This window comes from Bacteroidota bacterium (assembly GCA_016194975.1).
Taxonomy (GTDB): Bacteria; Bacteroidota; Bacteroidia; order Palsa-965; family Palsa-965.
The window spans coordinates 139,264-154,969 of record JACQAM010000008.1 but is presented as its reverse complement, the minus strand read 5'-3'; the positions used below and the strand labels follow the sequence as shown (position 1 = coordinate 154,969).

Annotated in this window: 15 protein-coding genes; 5 read left to right on the top strand and 10 right to left on the bottom strand. The window is 44.9% G+C overall.

Annotated features, from left to right (window positions below):
• Positions 1-11: 11 nt before the first annotated feature.
• Positions 12-446, top strand: a complete 435-nt coding sequence (locus HY064_06925) for a gliding motility-associated C-terminal domain-containing protein (protein MBI3510379.1) — start codon at positions 12-14, stop codon at positions 444-446.
• Positions 447-448: 2 nt separating this feature from the next.
• Here HY064_06925 and HY064_06920 read toward each other — a convergent pair whose 3' ends face one another.
• The 10 genes from HY064_06920 to HY064_06875 form a co-directional block, all read right to left on the bottom strand.
• Positions 449-1,408 carry a PorP/SprF family type IX secretion system membrane protein gene (locus tag HY064_06920; GenBank protein MBI3510378.1) on the bottom strand — a complete coding sequence of 320 codons (960 nt, stop codon included), beginning with the start codon at positions 1,406-1,408 and terminating at the stop codon, positions 449-451.
• Positions 1,409-1,488: 80 nt separating this feature from the next.
• Complete coding sequence (gene accC, locus HY064_06915; GenBank protein ID MBI3510377.1) at positions 1,489-2,829, bottom strand: acetyl-CoA carboxylase biotin carboxylase subunit; 1,341 nt, start codon at positions 2,827-2,829, stop codon at positions 1,489-1,491.
• 136 nt (positions 2,830-2,965) lie between these two features.
• Positions 2,966-3,475, bottom strand: a complete 510-nt coding sequence (gene accB, locus HY064_06910; protein MBI3510376.1) for an acetyl-CoA carboxylase biotin carboxyl carrier protein — start codon at positions 3,473-3,475, stop codon at positions 2,966-2,968.
• A 66-nt stretch (positions 3,476-3,541) separates the two neighbouring features.
• On the bottom strand, positions 3,542-4,540 hold the full coding sequence (locus HY064_06905; protein ID MBI3510375.1) for a ketoacyl-ACP synthase III: 999 nt from the start codon (positions 4,538-4,540) through the stop codon (positions 3,542-3,544).
• Positions 4,541-4,542: 2 nt separating this feature from the next.
• Positions 4,543-5,478 (bottom strand): phosphate acyltransferase PlsX, encoded by a 936-nt coding sequence (gene plsX / locus HY064_06900; GenBank protein MBI3510374.1) that lies wholly within the window; start codon positions 5,476-5,478, stop codon positions 4,543-4,545.
• A 15-nt stretch (positions 5,479-5,493) separates the two neighbouring features.
• Complete coding sequence (gene rpmF / locus HY064_06895; GenBank protein MBI3510373.1) at positions 5,494-5,679, bottom strand: 50S ribosomal protein L32; 186 nt, start codon at positions 5,677-5,679, stop codon at positions 5,494-5,496.
• A 20-nt stretch (positions 5,680-5,699) separates the two neighbouring features.
• Positions 5,700-6,248, bottom strand: a complete 549-nt coding sequence (locus HY064_06890) for a DUF177 domain-containing protein (GenBank protein ID MBI3510372.1) — start codon at positions 6,246-6,248, stop codon at positions 5,700-5,702.
• Between the two features lie 279 nt (positions 6,249-6,527).
• On the bottom strand, positions 6,528-7,550 hold the full coding sequence (gene pdxA, locus HY064_06885) for a 4-hydroxythreonine-4-phosphate dehydrogenase PdxA (protein ID MBI3510371.1): 1,023 nt from the start codon (positions 7,548-7,550) through the stop codon (positions 6,528-6,530).
• Between the two features lie 200 nt (positions 7,551-7,750).
• Positions 7,751-8,920: a hypothetical protein gene (locus tag HY064_06880; protein MBI3510370.1), complete on the bottom strand. Its 1,170-nt coding sequence runs from the start codon at positions 8,918-8,920 to the stop codon at positions 7,751-7,753.
• Positions 8,921-8,922: 2 nt separating this feature from the next.
• A complete protein-coding gene (locus tag HY064_06875) occupies positions 8,923-10,353 on the bottom strand; it encodes a leucyl aminopeptidase (GenBank protein MBI3510369.1) in 1,431 nt (476 codons plus the stop codon).
• Between the two features lie 102 nt (positions 10,354-10,455).
• Here HY064_06875 and mqnC point away from each other — a divergent pair, with 102 nt between their 5' ends.
• The 4 genes from mqnC (at position 10,456) to HY064_06855 (ending at position 15,634) form a co-directional block, all read left to right on the top strand.
• Positions 10,456-11,583, top strand: a complete 1,128-nt coding sequence (gene mqnC, locus HY064_06870; protein ID MBI3510368.1) for a dehypoxanthine futalosine cyclase — start codon at positions 10,456-10,458, stop codon at positions 11,581-11,583.
• Between the two features lie 254 nt (positions 11,584-11,837).
• On the top strand, positions 11,838-12,320 hold the full coding sequence (locus HY064_06865; protein ID MBI3510367.1) for a hypothetical protein: 483 nt from the start codon (positions 11,838-11,840) through the stop codon (positions 12,318-12,320).
• A gap of 6 nt (positions 12,321-12,326) precedes the next feature.
• Positions 12,327-15,038 carry a gliding motility-associated C-terminal domain-containing protein gene (locus HY064_06860; GenBank protein MBI3510366.1) on the top strand — a complete coding sequence of 904 codons (2,712 nt, stop codon included), beginning with the start codon at positions 12,327-12,329 and terminating at the stop codon, positions 15,036-15,038.
• A gap of 17 nt (positions 15,039-15,055) precedes the next feature.
• On the top strand, positions 15,056-15,634 hold the full coding sequence (locus tag HY064_06855; protein ID MBI3510365.1) for a riboflavin synthase: 579 nt from the start codon (positions 15,056-15,058) through the stop codon (positions 15,632-15,634).
• Positions 15,635-15,706 lie beyond the last annotated feature (72 nt).

The following is a 15,706-nucleotide window of genomic DNA, read 5'->3' as shown; positions in this document are numbered from 1 at the left end:
GAATATTAAAAATGTTTATACTTGTTTCATTGAGAAAGATCGCCTTCATATCCTTATTTATTTTTTGCACCTCGTGCTCGAAGAAAGACGTCGTTTCATTCGATCCTGATGTGATCACCGCGCAGGATTTTGTGATCGATCCTTCTACACACGATACGCTCTATCGCTTTTACATGCCCAGCGGATTTTCTCCGAATGGGGATGGCGTCAATGATAAATACATTTGCAAAGGAATGGGAATTGATTCCACCTCTTTCGACATGAAAATTTTAAATCGTGTTCAGCACTTGATGTTTGAAAGTACAAATCTGAATCGTGGATGGACCGGTGCGGCGCAGGGACAGGGCGTGATCGCTCCGACCGGAATGTACAACGTGGAAATTTCTTTATCAGACACGATGAAGAATAATCATCATTACGATTACGTGATCAATTTGTGGAAATGATCTCAGAAGAAATTCTGAAGATTCGTTCTATCCTCACTCCACTTTTTCTTCGAGAATAAAATACCGAGATGAATTTCGTGCGCGCCGCCCGTGATGCCTTTCAATTCGCCAGTGGTAAGATCATACGTATAACCGATCCGCATTTGTTCTCCTTTGTATCCCAATGAAAAAAGCAATGCATCATTCACCCTGTATCCGAAACCAAACTGGAATTTTGAAATCCCGAATGTGGAATTAAGCAGCCAGGTATTTATTCCTGATTGCTGTGAAAAGATGAATGTTAATGTTACCGGTAAAGAAATATTCTGCGAGAGCAAAAGATTTCCATTCACAGAAACATGCGCAACGTATCTTCTGTTCAATGGCGCGGGAGCCAGGAATCCAATATCGGGCCGGGTAATATGACAGGCAGAAAATCCGGCAAGAAAAATTTTAGAATAAATAAGTATTCCGCCGCTGAGATCAACATTGGTTTTCGAAGTTTGAATCGGCTCAGTCGTAACGGGAGACGGAAATCCATTTCTCGGATCGATCACATCGGGATTCACCATTTTATTCCAATCTACTTTATTCGAGAGATAACCGAAAGAAAACGCAGGCTGTATTACTAATTTTCCTTTCCCCGATGAATCTTTTAAAAGAGGAATGTATCCGGAGTAAGTAAAATCGTAACGATCGGTGACATAAAAACCTTTCCCTTCGCTGTCGTGAAGTTGATTGAACCCAATGGCGCCGAATTTAAAATACTGATCGTAGGATGTGTAAGCGGTTGTGTATTTCCCGCTCATCTTGGGCCACTGCAAACGCAGGCCCGCATCCGCATGCCCGCATGCGAGCGATCCCGCGAAAGCAGGATTCAGGAATTGCTGATCAACCGAAGGAGAAGAAAAATTCACATCCTGCGCATTTGCAACGAGCGCGGGAAAAAAGAAAAGAAAAATTAATGGCGTTTCGAAATTCAAAGTTCGGCGTTGAATGTTCAAAGTTAATTCCTGCACGGACAAAAGCAAGAACATTGAACATTTAACATTTAACGAGGAGTTTATTCGCTCAGATCAAACGTCTCTAGAAATTTCGTCGTGTAATTTCCCTTGATAAAATTCTCATCCTTCATCAATCGCAAATGAAAAGGAATGGTGGTCTTCACTCCTTCCACCACAAATTCACTCAGCGCGCGATGCATTTTCGCAATGGCTTCTTCGCGCGTTTGCGCCATGGTGATCAACTTCGCGATCATCGAATCGTAATTCGGCGGGATCGTGTAGCCCGCGTAAATGTGCGAGTCCACGCGCACGCCATGTCCGCCCGGTGTGTGAAGCACGGTAATTTTTCCCGGCGACGGACGGAAATTATTGAAAGGATCTTCTGCATTGATCCGGCATTCTATTGCGCACAATTGCGGATAATAATTTTTTCCGGAAATAGGAACACCGGCAGCAATGAGAATCTGTTCGCGTATCAAATCGTAATCAATCACTTCTTCGGTAATCGGATGTTCCACTTGTATCCGCGTATTCATTTCCATGAAATAAAAATTGCGGTGTTTGTCCACGAGAAATTCTACGGTGCCCACTCCTTCATAATTCACGGCAGATCCTGCTTTGATTGCGGCCTCTCCCATTTTATCGCGCAATTCCTGCGTCATAAAAGGAGAAGGAGTTTCCTCTGCTAATTTCTGGTGACGACGCTGAATGGAACAATCACGTTCACTTAAATGACAAACTTTTCCGTACTGATCGCCTGCAATTTGAATTTCGATATGACGCGGTTCCTCAATGTATTTTTCCATATACATGGCGCCATTTCCGAATGCAGCTTCCGCTTCTTTCACTGCATTCTCAAACTGAGATTCCAATTCATCTTCTTTCCAGATGATGCGCATTCCTTTTCCGCCACCGCCTGCAGTTGCCTTGATGATGACGGGATAACCCACTTGCAATGCAGTTGCTTTTGCACTTTCAATATCTGTCAATAATCCGGCAGAACCGGGAACGCAGGGAACACCGGCAGCCAGCATCGTAGCTTTTGCATTTGATTTATCACCCATCGCCTCGATCTGTTCGGGAGTAGCGCCAATGAATTTTATTCCGTGTTCCTGGCAGATGCGCGAGAATTTTGAATTCTCCGAGAGAAAACCATACCCGGGATGAATAGCATCTGCATTGGTGATCTCTACTGCTGCAATGATATTCGGAATATTGAGATACGATTCTTTACTCGGCGGAGGGCCAATGCAAACTGCTTCGTCGGCAAATTTTACGTGAAGAGAATCTTTATCGGCAGTGGAATAAACGGCAACCGTTTTAATTCCCATTTCACGACACGTGCGTATGATGCGCAGGGCGATCTCTCCGCGATTAGCGACGAGTATTTTCCTGAACATTTTATTTTTTGCCTTTTCTTTTTTCGCCATTTTGTTTAGTTCGGAGAATGGAGGGAGGAGACGGGAGAATGGAGGGAGGAGATGGAGAATTTTGTTTTGAATAATTTTCTCCGCACTCCTCTCTCCCAACTCCGTTCTAATTCGGTTCTACTAAGAACAGCGGCTGATCGTATTCGACCGGCGACGCATCATCGACAAGAATTTTCACAATACGGCCGCTGTATTCGCATTCAATTTCATTGAAAAGTTTCATCGCTTCAATGATGCAGACCACTTTGCCGTTCTTCACTTCGTCGCCCACGTTCACGAACGCAGGTTTATCGGGAGCAGAAGAACGGTAGAACGTGCCGATCATTGGTGATTTGATGGTTATAAGTTTCGATTCATCAGCAACTCCGTTTTCTTTTTTACTCTCAGCCGTTTTTGTTTCAGCAACATTCGTTGTCACCGGCTGCATTACATTTTGCGTAACAGGATTAGAATGAACAACAGGCATCTGCTGCTGAACCATAACCTGTCCGTCGCTTTTTGCTCCTTTGGCATTAGCCGTTATTCTGATCTTGATCTCTTTCGTTTCGAGTGCAACTTCACTGACGCCCGATTTGGCTACGAATTTTATCAGGTCCTGGATTTCATTCAGTTTCATTGTTTGCGTTTTTAGTTAATTGAGAGTGATAAGAACTGTGTTGATCTTTTTTTTCTGAATTATTTTTTAGTTGTGATCGTAAGCCCATTTTACATAGATAGCGCCCCAGGTGAATCCGCCGCCGAATGCCGAGAGCACCAGATTATCTCCTTTGTGTAATTTATTTTCATAATCCGTTAACAGCAATGGAATGGTTCCTGCTGTAGTGTTTCCGTAACGCTCTATATTCATCATCACTTTTTCAGCGCCGATTCCCATTCGTTTTGCCGTAGCGTCCACAATTCTTTTATTGGCCTGGTGAGGAACAAGAAAACGAATATCATCTGCACTCAATTTATTTCTCTCCATGATCTTTTCAGAAACATCAGCCATGTACACCACGGCGTATTTGAAAACTGCCTGGCCATCCTGCTTCACATAGTGCATTTTATTTTCGACGGTGTGAAGAGATGCGGGGCGTTTCGATCCGCCTGCCGGGCAATTCAGATATTGAACTCCGGATCCATCAGCATGAAGAACAAAATCGAGCACACCCACATTTTCATTCGTGGGTTCGAGCAAAACCGCTCCGCCTCCATCGCCGAAAATGATGCACGTTGCACGATCTTCGTAATCGATGATCGACGACATTTTATCGGCGCCCACCACAATTACTTTTTTATAACGGCCCGATTCAATGAACTGCGCTCCCGTTGACAGCGCATAAAGAAACCCTGAGCAGGCACCGGAGAGATCGAATCCCCATGCGTTTTTCATTCCGAGTTGATCACAAACTATATTCGATGTAGAAGGAAAAATAAAATCGGGAGTAACTGTTCCCACAATCACCACATCAATCTCCAATGGATCAACTTTCTTTTTTTCCAGTAAATTTTTTACCGCATGGTAACAGATCTCGGAAACTCCGCGCTGTTCTCCTTTGAGAATTCTCCGCTCCTTAATTCCTGTTCTTGAAATGATCCATTCGTCGTTGGTGTCCACCATTTTTTCAAGATCGGCATTGGAGAGAACCGTTTCGGGAACCCATCCAGCTACTCCTGTTATGGCGGCGTTTGTTTTTTTCATGTTCAGAAAGCTGCTCTTATTTTTTCCGGCATTTGTGCGTTCACCAGATCTTTCGATAACAGGATCATGTTTTTTATAGCGGCCGGACTTGAAATTCCGTGGCCGATCATCACATTTCCATTTACACCCAGAATAGGTGTACCTCCATAGAGTTCATAATTGAAGCGATTGAAATATTCGTCATCGAGGCCGCGGCCTTTTACTTTGAAATAAAACGATTCAGCAAATTTCAGGATCACGTTGCCCGTGTAACCTTCGCAAACAATTACATCAGCCATATCACTGAGTATATGACGGCCTTCCACATTTCCCACGAAATTAAAATCTTTCGAATCTTTCATGAGCGAATGTGCCGCCTGCGCAATAAGATTCCCTTTTTCCGCTTCTTCACCGATGTTCAGCAAACCCACTCTCGGATTTTTTATTCCGAACACATTCTCTGCATACAACTTTCCGAGAATCGCAAACTGGTAAAGTACATCGGGTTTGCAATCGGCATTCGTTCCCACATCGAGAATAATATTGAACCCGCCTTTTTCTTTCGGCATGGCAGTAGTGATGCACGGGCGAATAACACCTGGAATTGATTTGATGGTGTACATGGCGCCCACGAGCATGGCTCCTGAATTTCCGCAACTGGAAAATGCATCCAGTTTTCCTTCTTTCATCAGCCGGAGACCGGTTGCAATAGTAGAATTCGGTTTTTGCGAAAATGCTTTTACAGGATGTTCGCCCATCCCGATAACATCAGCAGCGTGAACTATATCAACTTTTGAAGGATCGACTCCGTTAGAAAGGAGCGAAGCAATAATAGGCTTCTCATCGCCAATTAGAACAAGGCGAACAGAAGAAGGAAGTTCTTTGAAAGCAAGGCAAGCGCCATCAATGGTGGACTGCGGCGCAAAATCTCCGCCCAGGATATCGATCCCGATTTTCATAGAGAGAAGTAAACGTTAGTCCTTCTTCTCGATCACCACTTTGCCCTTGTAGTAAAGAGCCCCATCGTGCCAGTAAGCGCGGTGCCACAAATGTGCTTCACCGGTTACAGAACATACAGCCACATTTGGAGCTTCTGCTTTATAATGTGTGCGACGTTTGTCGCGGCGGCTTTTTGAATGACGGTGTTTCGGATTTGGCATTTTATTGTTGTTTTAAAGATTCACTTTTTGTCCCGATCTGCCGGGATTATTTTTTTCAATATTTCCCACCGGGGATCTGTTGAACTTTTTTCTTCTTCGTTTTTTTTCCCTGAACTTATTTTCTCCAGCTTCTTTATTACTTCCGGATCGCATCCTTTTTTTGGATCAGGAATTTCACCGCACACTCTGCGTGACGGAATGAGCAGGGAAATGTATTGGTAGAGATACGTGGAAAGATCGAATTCGTAAGTGCCGGAAGAAAGTGTAACAAGATCATCTTCGTCATTAAAAGTTTCTCCTTCGGTATTCACCACCAGCTTAAAATTTTCTTTCAACTCCTGCGAATAATTATTTCCGCAACGGTCGCATGGCAATTCAATTTTTCCATTCAGCCGGATCTCGAATGTGAGCATGTTCGGACGTTTTATCATCAGCACGTCGGCACTCACATTTCCATCCTTTATCTCGGAATAGGGAAAATGGTCAAAGAACGAATGGTTGATCTGGAAGCGGTAATCATGCTCTCCATCTTTTAGCCCGACAAACGGGATGAGGTATTCCTTCCACATACTCATAAGTCAACCTTTTCAGAAGGGTGGCAAAACTAAACAAATAATGAGGATGCGTGAAAATATTAAGGTGAAAAATGGGTGTTTCGCCCAAAAATCAGATAAAACACGTTGAAAATGATGTAAAACAGCTATTCCAGGCCGTTTTTTTGATGAAAATGGGGGTAAAACCCACCGGTTATCCATAGCCACGGATTATCGGCGGGCTATGATAATCATTAAAAAAATCTAACCCGACAGGGAAAATCTGTGTGGTGCAATAATTCGGCAATCGCCCCTCTACCTCTCTCTTCCCTCTTTTTGCCGCGGCTGTATCTGCAACGGGTTTGCAGAAATCTCCGTCCAGTTATTTCTTTTTCTGAAAATGTCAATCGCTGTAAAAATCGCCTGGCGGAAAGAAGATTCATCAGCCCTGTTTTTTCCTGCAATATCGTAAGCCGTTCCGTGATCGGGTGACGTGCGCACGTATTTCATTCCCGCTGTAAAATTCACTCCGCCTTTAAATGATAATGCTTTGAACGGCGCCAATCCCTGGTCATGATACATGGCAAGCACACCCTCAAAATTTTTGTAAGAAGAAGAACCGAAAAATCCGTCGGCGGAATACGGGCCAAACGCCAATACATTTTCTGCATTCAATTGCTGCACGGCCGGAAAAATAATTTCTGTTTCTTCTTTTCCCAAAGTTCCTCCATCGCCCGCATGCGGATTCAATCCCAGCACAGCGATCTTCGGTTTGCGGATTCCGAAATCGGCGAGTAATGATGCAGCCATTAATTTCGCTTTCGAAATAATATTTTCTTTGGTGATGTGTTGCGCCACATCGCGCAGCGGAACATGATCGGTAACGAGTCCCACACGGAGATCTTCATTCAGCAAAAGCATCAGCGATTTTTCCGCGTTGGTTTTTTTCCGGATATAATCCGTGTGGCCATTGAAGCCGGGAAGTTCTGCAGCGATCGTGTTTTTGTCAATGGGTGCCGTAACGAGCACATGAATTTTTCCCTGCAGCAAAGCTTCGCAGGCAATGTCAATGGAACGTAACGCATAACGGCCGGCCACTACGGAAGGTTTTCCGAATTCCACATTCACATCTTCTTCATAAAAATTAAAAAGATTGGCGCGCTTCGGATTCAGTTGTGCAAGATCGCGCGTGATCTGGAAGCCGAATTCTTCGGCAGCGATGGCTTTGCGGTGAATGGAAAACATTTTCTGCGAACCGAAAACAACAGGGGTACATAACTCGAGGATCGCAGGATCGAGTAAAGATTTCAGGATCACTTCGGGGCCCACGCCGTTCATGTCGCCCTGGGAAATTCCAACAATTATTTTTTCGTCGCTCACTGATTTTTGATTTTAGTACGATTACACTTTTCTATTTAACCGCTAAGACGCTAAGTTGGTTTTAAATTTTGAGTACGCTTCTCTTAATTATTTTCCATTCACACCTCTTTACTTCGAACTCATTATGCGTTATCAATTACTCATTACTCATTAGCACATTATTCCTCCGTCCATCCAATAACCGCGCAAAGATCACTGTCGCCGAATGATTGCCATTTGGTGGTTGCTGATGACCACACCATGTATCCCTGCAGGTAATGTTCATTTGCAAGAACGATCTCGTAAGGAAATGCAATGAGCCCTTTGGTACTGACGGCCGTAGCAGGATCGCAGAAATAAGTTCCGATCACATTTTCTCCGTTGCGCACATCGCGCCCTTTTCCATCGTGTTCATTCACCGAAATGGAAAAATCATTTCCCGCAGAAAGAAATTGCAACTCCAAAATTTTTTTCTTCGCATAATCGATCCCGAAATTTCCACGCGAACATTCGTACACGATCGTGCCTTCGGGACTTTTATAAAAACGGGAGAGCGAATGATTCTCCGGCAACTGATCGATCTCGCCTATTTTCTCTTCGGTGCCGGAAGATACATTCACTTTATTGATGGAAACAAAATCGTGTTGCGCTGAATAATTCGGATACAGAAAATCGTCATGATCGATCCAGAAGATCGGGCACTGGTGATGTGCACCCGGAATGAGCGAAACATCTTCACCATACCCGGCATCACGCACGAGTTCTATTTTTTCTGCTGAAGGCGGATACAGGTAAATTTTATAATTCTTCAGTGTGCAATCGGCTTCCACATCCTGGCCGGTTTTCACTTTAAATGCCGGATTTTTTACCTGGAAATAATTTCCGGTGCGCAGATTGAGTACCGAATAAAATTCTCCGCGGAAAATATCATTGGTATAAAAGATCAAACTGTCGCCGGAAGCTTTCATGAACTGGTCGTGCGAATCCACTAAAACTTTTTTCTCCTGCATGTCAATGACATTTCCGTACGAGGTGATGATGTAACGATCCCGGTAGATCTGGTTCGGGCCGAGATCGAAACGGATGCGCGGAAGGTTATCGTCATCGGTTTGCGTTATCACATCCATGATCTTTTCTTCACCACCGGGAATTCCATTGATAAAGATCATTTTATTGAGATGCACGATATGATTCGTCGCCGCCTGCTGATCGTAAGTTGCCGTGATCAGAATATTTTTTGTGGTGGAAGTGGTAATGGAAGAATGAAGCATGAAAAGAAAAAACAAAACGAGGAAGAAACCTCCTTTAGAGAGGGGCGTTGTGGTTTTTTTATTTCCTGTTTTTTTCAAGATCAATAGCCGGAAAGAAAATCGAAAAGTAAACGAACACCCACGCCGGTTCCGCCTTTGGTGCGATACGAATCATTCGCGCCGATGAAAGCAGGCCCCGCAATATCGAAATGTACATAAGGAGATTTCACAAAATGGGCCAGAAATTTTCCGGCTGTTATAGCGCCGCCATAAGCGCCGCCAATATTTTTTATTTCGCCGATGTCTGACTTGATGAGCTCATCATATTCATCCCAAAATGGAAATTCAGCGAGACGCTCGTGCACATTATTTCCACTCGCCTTTATTTTATTTTTCACTTTCTCATCGGCCGTTCCCATAGCCACAATTCCATAAGGGCCAATTGCCGCAAGCGCCGCGCCGGTAAGTGTAGAAAATTCCAGCACGAGCGAAGGATCGAATTGTTCTCCATAAGCAAGCGCATCTGCAAGGATCAATCTTCCTTCTGCATCGGTATTCAGCATTTCCACAGTGAGGCCATTGTACATTGTGAGAATATCGCCCGCTACGTACGCGCTTCCGTTGATGCGGTTGTCCGTCGCGGGCACAAGCGCGATCACGTGCACGGGAAGTTTTGCTTTGGCTATCGCATACATTGCGCAACCTACAGCAGCGGCGCCGCCCATGTCGCACTTCATCGTTTCCATTCCCGTTCCCACTTTGATATTGTATCCGCCGGTATCGAACACTACACCTTTTCCCACGAGCAAAACCGGTTTTTTATTTTTCGGGCGCGGATGTTTGTATTCCATGATCGTGAACGTGGGAGGAAGATCGCTGCCTTTGTTCACGGCAAGCAGTCCGCCCATTTTCAATGATTCGATTTTTGATTTATTGAAAACTTCCACTTTGAATCCCGCTTCTTTTCCCATTTGCCGGAATTCATTCGAGAGTTTATCGGCGGTAAGCGAATTCGGTGGTTCATTCACAAGATCGCGTGCGCGAGTGGTGGCGTGCAGCACAATGCGCAGGCGTTCGAGTGCGGGCTCTTTCACATTTTTCGAAAAAATATTTATTTCCTTCAGCGCATTCGTGTCCTTCTGTTTATTTTTCACTTTATACCGGAGGTACTGGTAATTTCCCAATGAAATTCCTTCCGCGAGCGCGAGCGTGTGCGCTGCATTATCTTCCGCATCAATGATGGTAATGGCGGTTATTTTTTCCTCGTTGAATGCCGCAATGAGTCCGGCTCCTGCTTTGCGAATAGCTTCGAGGTTAAGAGCAGGAGTTGCTTTCGATGGCTTGAGCAGGAAGAAAAACGGCTGGCCGTTATGGAATGCAAATGCAGATTTACGCTCTGCCACCAGTGCTTTTTTGATCTTTGCAGTCACACTTTCTTCCAAACCGTATTTGCGCAGGTCAGACCGTTCTTTTGCAAGGATCACTAATATATTTTCTTTCGAAATGGAATTTATGCGTTTGATCGTTGTCATGTTTTGTAATTTTGCGGAGCATTAAATCAGGATGGTGAAGATAGAAAAATGTGGTAAGGTGTCAATGTGAAGCAGTGCTAATTGTTCAAGAATAGTTGAAAAATGAATGCAGATCAATTACTGAAACGCGCCGGGGAACTGGATTTTCTTTCTGCTGAAGAAGGTGTTTTTCTTTTTGAGAATATTCCCACTGCCGAACTCATGTTCGTTGCAAATTCCATCCGCAACCGGAAAAAAAATAATTCCAAAAAAGTAACGTGGATCATTGACCGGAACCTGAACACGACCAATGTGTGCATTGCCAATTGTAAGTTCTGCAATTTTTACCGCATACCCGGCCATCCCGAATCGTACATCACCGACATAGAAACTTACAAAAGAAAAATTGATGAAACATTTCGTCTCGGCGGCGACCAGCTTTTGCTGCAGGGCGGACATCATCCTGATCTCGGGCTTAAATTCTACACCGATCTTTTCCGTGAACTGAAAAAACTTTTTCCGAAACTGAAATTGCATTCACTCGGCCCTCCCGAAATTGCACACATCACCAAACTTGAAAAAAGTACGCACACCGAAGTTTTAAAAGCACTCATCGATGCCGGGCTCGATTCACTTCCCGGCGCAGGAGCAGAAATTCTCAATGATCGCGTGCGCCGACTGATCTCGAAAGGAAAATGTTCGGGAAAAGAATGGCTCGATGTGATGCGCGCTGCTCATAAATTAAATCTCACAACTTCTGCCACGATGATGTTCGGCCACGTGGAAACAATTTACGAACGCTTCGAACATCTCGTGTGGCTGCGCGAAGTGCAGAGTGAAAAACCAAAAGATGCGAAAGGATTTCTCGCTTTCATTCCGTGGCCGTTCCAGGACGATGGAACACTTTTGCGCAGGGTGAAAGGCGTGAAAAATAAAGTGAGCGGCGATGAATACATACGCATGCTTGCCATGAGCCGCATCATGTTGCCGAATATCGAGAACATACAGGCATCGTGGCTCACAGTGGGAAAACAAGTTGCGCAGATGTGCCTGCACGCGGGCGCGAATGATTTTGGTTCCATCATGATCGAAGAGAATGTTGTTTCTGCAGCGGGCGCGCCGCATCGTTTCACTTATAAAACAATTCAGTCGGCCATCAGCGAAGCCGGATTCATTCCCCAGTTAAGAGATCAGCAATACGGAGAGCGGGAATTGCCGGTGAATATTGAAGAGCAGGTGATTAATTATTAGTTGGCCGTTGCGCGGAGGTCAATGCGGGCAACCGGAAAATGAATTTCCCATCGTAAAGAAACTCATTGTAGTTCGGGAGTAATTTCCAATTCGCAGATCCGCATTTTCCGCATTCCGCTCCTGCTCTTACCAATTATCGCCGCACTTCAACCAACTATCAAAAAACAATTTTCTGCCCGCTCAAATAACTTAACTTCCCATTGCCAAAACCGAAAATCCGGAGTACCTTTGAACATACCCTCGAAACATTTGCAATGAAATATTTTCGCGGAATAATTCTTATCGCGGTGCTTGCCGTCTCCTTATGGGAAGGATGCAGACCCGAACCTACTTTCCCGGTAGAACCTTCTCTTAAATTCAAAGCCTTCAAACTTACTGCCGATTCGCTCAATGTGATTTTCTCGTTTACCGATGGCGATGGCGACATTGGCGTTGCACCGAATAGCACCGATTCCAATATGGTGCTTACAGTTTACCACAGGGATCCAACGGGCCATTGGGTATTTGTGCAGAATCCATGTTCTTCCTGCACGGCGAGCGATTCACTTTATTATCCTTATCGCATTCCGCACCTCACAGCCGGGCAAGCCGGACTCGAAGGAGATATTTATATCGATATGAATCCTGTATTGATGCGTACTGTTGGCGACACTTTAAAATTCAAAGCATTTTTGCTGGATCAACAAAAACACCAGAGCCCGTTTGTGCTTACCGATTCCATTATTCTCAATCCCTGATCACACATGAAACGCTTAACATTATTTTTTTCTTCCTTTATTTTTTTTCCACTCTTCCTGGGCGCTACTCATAACATTGCGGGAAATATTACTGTAGCATGCGTGGGGCCCATGACCTACGAGGTAACAGTTACCACTTACACCAATACCGCCAGTGTTGCCGATCGTTGTTCGCTCGATGTGAATTGGGGCGACGGTTTTTTTACAACTGCCGACCGGCTCAATGGCCCTACGGGTTCTGCTTGTCCTAGTGCAACTATGGGCGACATTACAACCATGATCAATGCAGGTTACCAGAATACAAAAGAAAATATTTACAAAACTACTCACACTTATAGCGGCGCCAGCACCTACACGATCAGCATCATCGATCCGAATCGTGTTGCCGGAATTGTGAATATTCCGAATTCGGTGAATGTTCCGTTCTACCTGCAAACCGTGATTATTGTCGATCCCATCATCGGTTGCAACTCCACTCCCATTCTCACATCCTATCCGCTAGACAAGGCCTGCATCGGCCATTGTTTCTGGCACAATCCCGGCGCAGTAGATCCGGACAATGACAGTTTATCTTACGACATCGGAAGTTGTCTCGATACGAACGGATTGGTCATTGCAGGATATCTTCCTATTTCCAATTGGGGCTATGCAACCATTGATCATGTTACCGGCGATCTTTCCTGGTGCTCTCCCACAGTGCCCGGCAAATTCAATCTGGTGATCGAGATCAGCGAATGGAAAAGATTTCCGAATGGAACGCGCTTGAAAATTGGAACTGTTTATCGCGACATGTCCATTGATGTGGATGCACATTGCAATAATGATAATCCGGATATTCCCGATCTGCCCGATACCTGCGTTGTTGCCGGCGATACGGTGAATATGAATTTCACAGTAACCGATCCGAATAATGACCAGGTGAAAGTGATTGCTTACGGAGGGCCATTCAACGTTACACCCACAGCAACTATTAATCCTGATAATATTTTTACACAGGTTCCTTTCAATGAAAGTTTCCGTTGGGTAACTACCTGCGATCGCGTTCGCCTTCAGCCGTGGATCGTAACTTTCAAAGCAACAGATAATGATCCTGATGTTCCGCTGCTCGATCTCGAATCAACAAGTATCATTGTTGTTTCGCCCGGGCCTTCATTCCTGACTGCAACTCCGCAGGGAACAAGCATGACGCTCAACTGGGGACAGAACCCCTGTGATCCTCCAACGAATCATTGCAAGGGCTACAGAATTTTCCGCAGGGAAGGTTGCAACACATGGACCCATGGCCCTTGTGAAACCGGCGTTCCTTCCTATACAGGTTATGTACTCATCGGAACAGTTTACGGAATTACCACTACTACTTTTGTGGATGATAATGGAGGAGCAGGATTGATTCCCGGTGTAGATTATTCCTATCGCGTTTGTGGATTCTTCTATGACGCGGCAGAAAGTTTTGCATCGCCCGAAGCGTGCGCGGAATTATTGCGCGATGTGCCCGTGATCACGAACGTGGATGTGGTGAGCACAGGCGCGAGCGATACCATTTTTGTGAAATGGGAAAATGCAATTCCCGATAATGTGAATTTCGATACGACTATTCACCCCGGAATGTACCGGATTGAGTTGCGTCGCTCGCAGGGATTCAATTACAATGCTGCAACTGCAAATCTCATCGCTACATTCAACGACACATTTTTTACTCACCTTCCTACTCATTATTTCGATGTGAATGATAATACGGTTGGAACGCCTTACAGTTACCGTCTCGCATTTTACGCTGCATCAGGAAATGATTCCATCGGAAGTTGTCAGCCGGCTTCTTCTGTTTTTCTCGCTGCAGTTCCTTCTGATAATCGTGTTTCACTTTCGTGGCAATACAATGTTCCGTGGGCGAATACGGAAGCAGCCATCTACCGGCAGAATCTTACAAATCCTTTGCAATGGGATTCGTTGGGAACAGCGCCGGGAAATTCCTACGTCGACGATAGTCTTGAGAATGGTGTGCAGTATTGCTACTATGTAGACACGCACGGCTCCTACAACAACCCGACATTGCCATTGGTGGATTTCAATCGCTCGCAGCGAACGTGTGCTACGCCCGAAGATCTCACGCCCCCGTGCGCGCCCGTGCTCGTAGTGAATTCCGATTGTTTCACTGCACAAAATCAACTTATCTGGACCGATCCCGATAACATGAATTGCGGAACGGATGATGTGGTGCAATATGATATCTGGTACACGCCGATCGAAGGCGGAACCCTATCGTTGCTCACTACACTCACGTTGTATTCTGACACAACCATCGTTTTTACCAACATGATGTCGGTTGCCGGTTGCTATGCCATCACCGCACTCGATACATTCAACAACCAGAGTCCGTACAGCAATGTGATTTGTGTTGACAATTGTCCGAATTACGAACTGCCGAACGTGTTCACCCCGAATGGCGACGGCACGAATGATTTCTTCATTCCATTTCCTTACCAGTACATCAAAGATGTGGATGTGAAAATTTATGATCGCTGGGGCGCGCTCGTCTATGAAACCACGAATCCTGATGTGCACTGGGACGGCCGCGATATGAAAACAGGCAAGCTCTGCACCGACGGCGTTTATTATTACACGGCCATGGTCGATGAGATCCATCTCTCCGGAATTGTTCCGCGCGAACTGAAAGGCTTCGTTCATCTTTTCGGAAGAGATGTCGGACAATTTCATTGATCTGATTCTGAAAATTTATGTTCACCGGTATCGTTGAGACCACTGGAAAAATCAGTTCCGTGAAAACGGATGGAGGAAATAAAATTTTCTACGTCGGTGTTTCTTTTCTCAATGAACTGCGCGTCGATCAGAGTATTGCGCACAATGGAGTTTGTCTTACTGTTACCGATGTGAAGAAGGATCATTACACGGTGACTGTGATCGGAGAAACACTGCGGAAAACCAATCTCGGTGAATGGAAAGCGGGCGATGAAATAAATTTAGAGCGCAGTATGAAAGTGGGAGATCGTCTCGACGGGCACATTGTGCAGGGCCACGCAGATGCTACAGCAGAATGCATTTCAATAAATCAGGATAACGGCAGTCATCTTTTCCGTTTTCGTTTTGATCGCGGGGCGGGAATAGTTGTGTCAAAAGGAAGCATTTGTGTGAATGGAGTCAGTCTTACAGTTGTTGATCCTTCGGAAAATGAATTTTCTGTCGCCATCATTCCATTCACATTCAAACACACCAATTTCCATAACCTGGAAAAAGGAGATCACGTGAATCTCGAATTTGATGTTGTGGGAAAGTATATTACTGCGATGAAGAAGTAAAAAATCATTGGTTTCTTAGAAACTGTTCATCTTTTCGATGAAAGAATTTGATTTCTGCTTTTGCTTCTTTAC

What these genes read in the sequence shown, in the direction of transcription:
- accC (MBI3510377.1), bottom strand. Translation starts at nt 2,829, where the DNA reads ATGTTCAGGAAAATACTCGTCGCTAATCGCGGAGAGATCGCCCTGCGC.
- HY064_06855 (MBI3510365.1), top strand. Translation starts at nt 15,056, where the DNA reads ATGTTCACCGGTATCGTTGAGACCACTGGAAAAATCAGTTCCGTGAAA.
- HY064_06860 (MBI3510366.1), top strand. Translation starts at nt 12,327, where the DNA reads ATGAAACGCTTAACATTATTTTTTTCTTCCTTTATTTTTTTTCCACTC.
- HY064_06905 (MBI3510375.1), bottom strand. Translation starts at nt 4,540, where the DNA reads ATGAAAAAAACAAACGCCGCCATAACAGGAGTAGCTGGATGGGTTCCC.
- HY064_06925 (MBI3510379.1), top strand. Translation starts at nt 12, where the DNA reads ATGTTTATACTTGTTTCATTGAGAAAGATCGCCTTCATATCCTTATTT.
- pdxA (MBI3510371.1), bottom strand. Translation starts at nt 7,550, where the DNA reads ATGAACGGCGTGGGCCCCGAAGTGATCCTGAAATCTTTACTCGATCCT.
- plsX (MBI3510374.1), bottom strand. Translation starts at nt 5,478, where the DNA reads ATGAAAATCGGGATCGATATCCTGGGCGGAGATTTTGCGCCGCAGTCC.
- HY064_06890 (MBI3510372.1), bottom strand. Translation starts at nt 6,248, where the DNA reads ATGTGGAAGGAATACCTCATCCCGTTTGTCGGGCTAAAAGATGGAGAG.
- accB (MBI3510376.1), bottom strand. Translation starts at nt 3,475, where the DNA reads ATGAAACTGAATGAAATCCAGGACCTGATAAAATTCGTAGCCAAATCG.
- rpmF (MBI3510373.1), bottom strand. Translation starts at nt 5,679, where the DNA reads ATGCCAAATCCGAAACACCGTCATTCAAAAAGCCGCCGCGACAAACGT.
- mqnC (MBI3510368.1), top strand. Translation starts at nt 10,456, where the DNA reads ATGAATGCAGATCAATTACTGAAACGCGCCGGGGAACTGGATTTTCTT.
- HY064_06865 (MBI3510367.1), top strand. Translation starts at nt 11,838, where the DNA reads ATGAAATATTTTCGCGGAATAATTCTTATCGCGGTGCTTGCCGTCTCC.
- HY064_06875 (MBI3510369.1), bottom strand. Translation starts at nt 10,353, where the DNA reads ATGACAACGATCAAACGCATAAATTCCATTTCGAAAGAAAATATATTA.